The organism is Actinosynnema sp. NPDC023658, assembly GCF_040639995.1.
In the GTDB taxonomy this organism is placed as follows: domain Bacteria; phylum Actinomycetota; class Actinomycetes; order Mycobacteriales; family Pseudonocardiaceae; genus Actinosynnema.
This window is the reverse complement of record NZ_JBFAAX010000494.1, coordinates 1-4,388: the sequence shown is the minus strand read 5'-3', so window position 1 is coordinate 4,388 and position 4,388 is coordinate 1. Positions and strand designations below refer to the sequence as shown.

Here is a 4,388-nt window from a genome sequence, read left to right as displayed (position 1 = left end):
GAGTCACGCCACCGCGCCGGCGGAGTGACGCCGCCGGGTCCGGGTGGTCGACCGCGGGCACGGCCCTGCGTTACCCGTCGGTGGCCGGGTCGGTACAGGCCGCCGGGGTGGACCGGGCCAGTGCGGGCGCAGGCTCGGGCGGGCTTCGACGGTTCGGGTGATTCAGGTCGGCTCCGGCAGGGCGTTGCGCAGTCGGATGCCGCTGAACCCGAGCGTGCTCGCGACCACCTGCCGCCAGAACGGCCACAGGTTGTCCGTCTGGCGCAGTTCGCTGCCGGCGGCCTCGTGCGCGGCCTGCAGGTCACCGACATGCTCGGGTGGGCCGAGCGGTTCGACCGGTTCGGTGGCCACGTGTGCGTTGGGCGGGTCACCGAACGGCCGGAACGACCGCGCGTCGAACCGGTACGCGTACAGCCGCGCGGTCTGCATCCGGCCGAGCCAGCCGAACTCGATCGCGTGGACCCGGTCGGTGCCCAGCCAGGCCCGGTCCTCGGCGCTGGTGGTGGGTTCCACCCACGCCATCGCGCGTGGGCACTGGCGCGGGAACCAGTAGTCGGGGGCCCGAGCGTGGTCCACCGCCCACACGTAGGCCTCGGGTTGTCGTGCCGTCGCCGCGATGTGCGGCTCGAAGCGGGTGATCGTCGGGTCTTCCGAGAAGTGCAGTACTTCTCCTGGCTGCGGGCGCACGGCGGGCGATCTTGCCGTCACCGGGGTGGTGCCATCCACCGGTTTCCGGGTGTGGTGGGTATCGGACTCCGGACGTGGCGTCCCGGTTCGTCGACCGGCGTGGTCGGGTGCTGCTGCGCTGCCGCATGTCGCCCTGCCGGTCGGGGCGTCGCGACGGTCGTGGTCGCGGGTGGTCGTCGATGGGTGGTGGGCGATGTGCGTCGGGCCTACCAGCCGTAGACCCGGCGCACATCCGGTATCCGACGGCGTTGGTCCGTCAGGCGTTGATCTCCCTCGGTGAGCCGTCGGTCTGGCCAATGGTGATCTTGCGCGGCTTCGCCTTCTCCGCGATCGGGATGCGCAGGGTCAGCACGCCGGAGTCGTAGTCGGCCTTGATCCGGTCGACGTCGAGCGTGTCGCCGAGGAACAACTGGCGCGAGAACACGCCCAGCGGGCGCTCGGACACCTGCATCTCGACCTGGTCGCCGGTGTGGCGGGGGCGCCGCTCGGCCTTGACGGTGAGCACGTTGCGCTCCACGTCGAGGTCGATCGCGTCCGCCGCGACGCCGGGAAGGTCGAACTCGACCACGAACTCGTCCCCGGCGCGGTAGGCGTCCATCGGCATGGGCGTGGGCCGCGACCAGGTGCCCGGTCCGGTGAAGAACTGCTGCGCCAGCCGGTCCAGCTCCCGGAACGGGTCCGTGCGCATCAACATGGGGAACACCTCCTGGTTGTCGGTCAATGCGCTGGTCTTCGCGCTGTCGCCACCAGTTCTAGCATGTCGTCAAGTCGTTGACAAGTGGTCGTGTCATCGGTAGGTTGACGTCATGGCGATCGGGGATTACGAGACCGTCCGAGAGGCGGCCACCAGGGATGACCTCAGTGCGGGGCAGGTGCTGTCCGCGCTGGTCCTCCTGCGGCGGCTGCGCGACGAGCTGGCTGGGTGGGAGCCGCAGTTGATCGCCGCTGCGCGTGAGCTGGGCACGAGCTGGGCCGAGCTCGCGCCCGCGCTCGGGGTGGCCAGTCGGCAGGCGGCCGAGCGGCGCTACCTGAGGCTGCGTCCGTCGGAGCTGGGCGCGACGGCCGAGGGGCGGGTGCGGGCGGAGCGGGACAAGCGGGCCGCCGACCGGGCGGTGTCGCAGTGGGCGCGCGACAACGCCGCGTCGTTGCGCAGCCTGGCCGGGCAGGTCGGTCGGGTGGACGTGGTGGTGCGCGAGGCCTTGGCGCAGGACGACGCGGTGGCGCTGCTGGAGCCGCTGTTGGCGTCGCTGGGCAAGGTCGGCGCGAGCCACCCGGAGTTGGCCGACGAGATCCGGGCGGTCAACGAGCGCGCGGAGGAGGTGCGACGCGATACGCAGACGCTGCGGAACGGCCAGGTGCTGCGTGACGATCAGCCGCTGCGCGACAACCCGTGAAGGGCTGACCGACCACGTGCGAGGCGGGCGTCCCACCGCATCGGTGGCCGGTGGGCTGCTCGCCGCTCGCGACGAGGGTCAGGACGACTGCTGATCTGTACGCGGTGACTGGTGAGCGGTGACGGTGCGCGCGACCGGCTACTGCATCGCGACCGGCGACCGTTGGCGGTCAGTCGGGTCGTGGGTGACGGAGGGCGGTGCGGCACCGGGCGGTGGTGTGGACGCGGTCCGGGATGCCTCGCCCGGGCGGGCGGAGGGTAGCCCTCTCGCCCTGGTCGGGGGATCAACCGATCGGTGCGGGCACGGTCAACCTTTCCCCGACCCGATCCGGTCCTTTCGCCGGTCGTGACGTCGTGCTCCCGCTGCCACGGTGGAGAGGCTTCCATCAGGGGTAGGGGGAGATGGCGATGCGAATGCGGAAACGGTCGTTGGTGTTGGTCGCGGTGGTGTCGGCGGCGTCGCTCGCGGCGTCGGTGGTGTCGGGTGCGGCGGCGACGTCGGCCTCGTCGGCGGCCACCACCGCGCCGGGCCGGCCGGGTGATTGGGCGACGTGGTCGAAGGACGCGGTCGGGTCGCGGTACGCGGCGGCGGAGTGGCGGATCACGCCGCGCACGGTGCCGGGGTTGAAGCTGAAGTGGGCGTTCGCGTTCCCGGAATCGCAGTTCCCGGTGCGCAGCCAGCCCGCGGTGGTCGGCGGTGTGGCGTACTTCGGCGGACCGGACGGCAGGTTCTACGCCCGGGACGCGAGGACCGGGGCGGAGCGGTGGACGACGGACCTGTCGGGCATCGCTCCGGGTGGGCGGCCGGCGATCCCGTGGGACGGCCCGTCGGTGTCGGGCGGGCGGGTGTACTTCGGTGACATCCGGGGGTTCGTGTACTCGTTGGACCAGGCCACGGGTCGGGTGGTGTGGGCCAAGCAGGTCGACGCGCACCCGGCGGCGACGGTGACCAGTTCCCCGATCGTGCACGACGGCATGGTCTACGTCGGCACGTCCAGCGGGGAGAACGCGGCCACCGGCCCGGACGGCAACGACGACCCGAACTACCCGTGCTGCACGTTCCGCGGCCACCTCGACGCGCTGGACGCGCGCACGGGCGAGTTGGTGTGGCGGCACTACACGGTGCCGGAGCCGCAGGCGGTCGGGACGTGGCCGAGCGGCGCGACCCGGTACGAGCCGTCCGGGGCGGGGGTGTGGAGCTCGCCGGTGGTCGACCCGCGCAGCGGCACGGTGTACGTCGGCACGGGGCAGAACTACACCGGCAGCGCGGGCGACTTCGACACGCTGCTGGCGCTGGACCACCGCACGGGCGCGGTGAAGTGGCGCAACCAGGTGACGAAGGCCGACACGTGGCGCGGCTTGTGCAACACCCCCGACGCGGAGGGCTACTGCCCCGGTCTGAAGGACGGCTCGGCGTTGGACTACGACATCGGCGCGACGCCGAACCTGTTCACCGTCGGCGGCCGCAGGCTGGTAGGGGTGGGGCAGAAGCTGGGTGTCTACCACGTGTTCGACGCGGCGACCGGCGAGGTGGTGTGGCGTCGGCAGCTGGGTGTGCCTCTGCCCAGCGGCGGCATCTCGGGCATCCAGTGGGGCACGAGCTTCGACGGGCACCGGCTCTACATCGCGACGTACTTCGCGGACCCGGGCAAGGTGTTCGCGGTGGACCCGGCGACCGGCGACGTGCTGTGGGAGACGCCGAACCCGGCGGACGGCTGCACGACCGGTGGTGCGGCCGCCTACCCGGACATCTGCACGTTGGCGCACGGTCCGGCGGTGACGAGCAGCCCGGGCCTGGTGTGGGAGGGCGCCAACGACGGCAAGCTGCGGGCGTACTCGGCGCGTGACGGCCGGGTGCTATGGACCTACGACACGCTGCGGACCTTCACCGGCGTCAACGGGCTGCCGGGTCGGGGCGGCGCGATTTCCGGTGGCGGCGGCGGGACGGTCGTGGCCGACGGGATGGTGTACGTGGAGGCCGGGTACGCGCCGGAGTACCCCAACCCCGACGGCGGGCACGTGCTGCTCGCGTTCGGCCTGTGACCGGCCGCCGCCCACGAACGGGTCAGACGGGGTAGGTCCGGGAACGCAGTGGTGCGCACGCGGGCGGTCTCGGGCGGTCCCGGGCGGTAGCGGCGGCGACCGGGACGGTGCCGGCGGCTCGTGGGTGAGGGTGCCGTCGAGGCGGATGCCGAGGACGCCGGTGCGCCCCGCAGCCGATCAACGTGGCGACGTCGTGGGTGAAGGCGAGGGCGGGGGGGGCAAGTAACACGTAGGCCATGGTTAGAGGCCCCCGGGGGGGCGAAAC

5 protein-coding genes are annotated in these 4,388 nt (G+C 72.4%); 2 read left to right on the top strand and 3 right to left on the bottom strand.

The window, feature by feature from the left end:
- Positions 1-162: 162 nt before the first annotated feature.
- Positions 163-726: a DUF6886 family protein gene (locus AB0G02_RS29765; protein WP_360800380.1), complete on the bottom strand. Its 564-nt coding sequence runs from the start codon at positions 724-726 to the stop codon at positions 163-165.
- Between the two features lie 217 nt (positions 727-943).
- Entirely contained in the window at positions 944-1,381 is a 438-nt protein-coding gene (locus tag AB0G02_RS29760) for an Hsp20/alpha crystallin family protein (RefSeq protein ID WP_360800377.1), read from the bottom strand.
- A 112-nt stretch (positions 1,382-1,493) separates the two neighbouring features.
- Between AB0G02_RS29760 and AB0G02_RS29755 the strand changes: the two genes are divergently transcribed.
- Entirely contained in the window at positions 1,494-2,081 is a 588-nt protein-coding gene (locus AB0G02_RS29755) for an HSP18 transcriptional regulator (protein WP_360800374.1), read from the top strand.
- A gap of 385 nt (positions 2,082-2,466) precedes the next feature.
- On the opposite strand, the gene AB0G02_RS29750 is transcribed toward AB0G02_RS29755, so the two are convergent.
- Complete coding sequence (locus tag AB0G02_RS29750) at positions 2,467-2,685, bottom strand: hypothetical protein (RefSeq protein WP_360800371.1); 219 nt, start codon at positions 2,683-2,685, stop codon at positions 2,467-2,469.
- A 10-nt stretch (positions 2,686-2,695) separates the two neighbouring features.
- Here AB0G02_RS29750 and AB0G02_RS29745 point away from each other — a divergent pair, with 10 nt between their 5' ends.
- The gene (locus AB0G02_RS29745; RefSeq protein WP_360800368.1) at positions 2,696-4,123 is read left to right on the top strand and encodes a PQQ-binding-like beta-propeller repeat protein; all 1,428 of its coding nucleotides are present in this window, start codon (positions 2,696-2,698) and stop codon (positions 4,121-4,123) included.
- Positions 4,124-4,388: the final 265 nt, after the last annotated feature.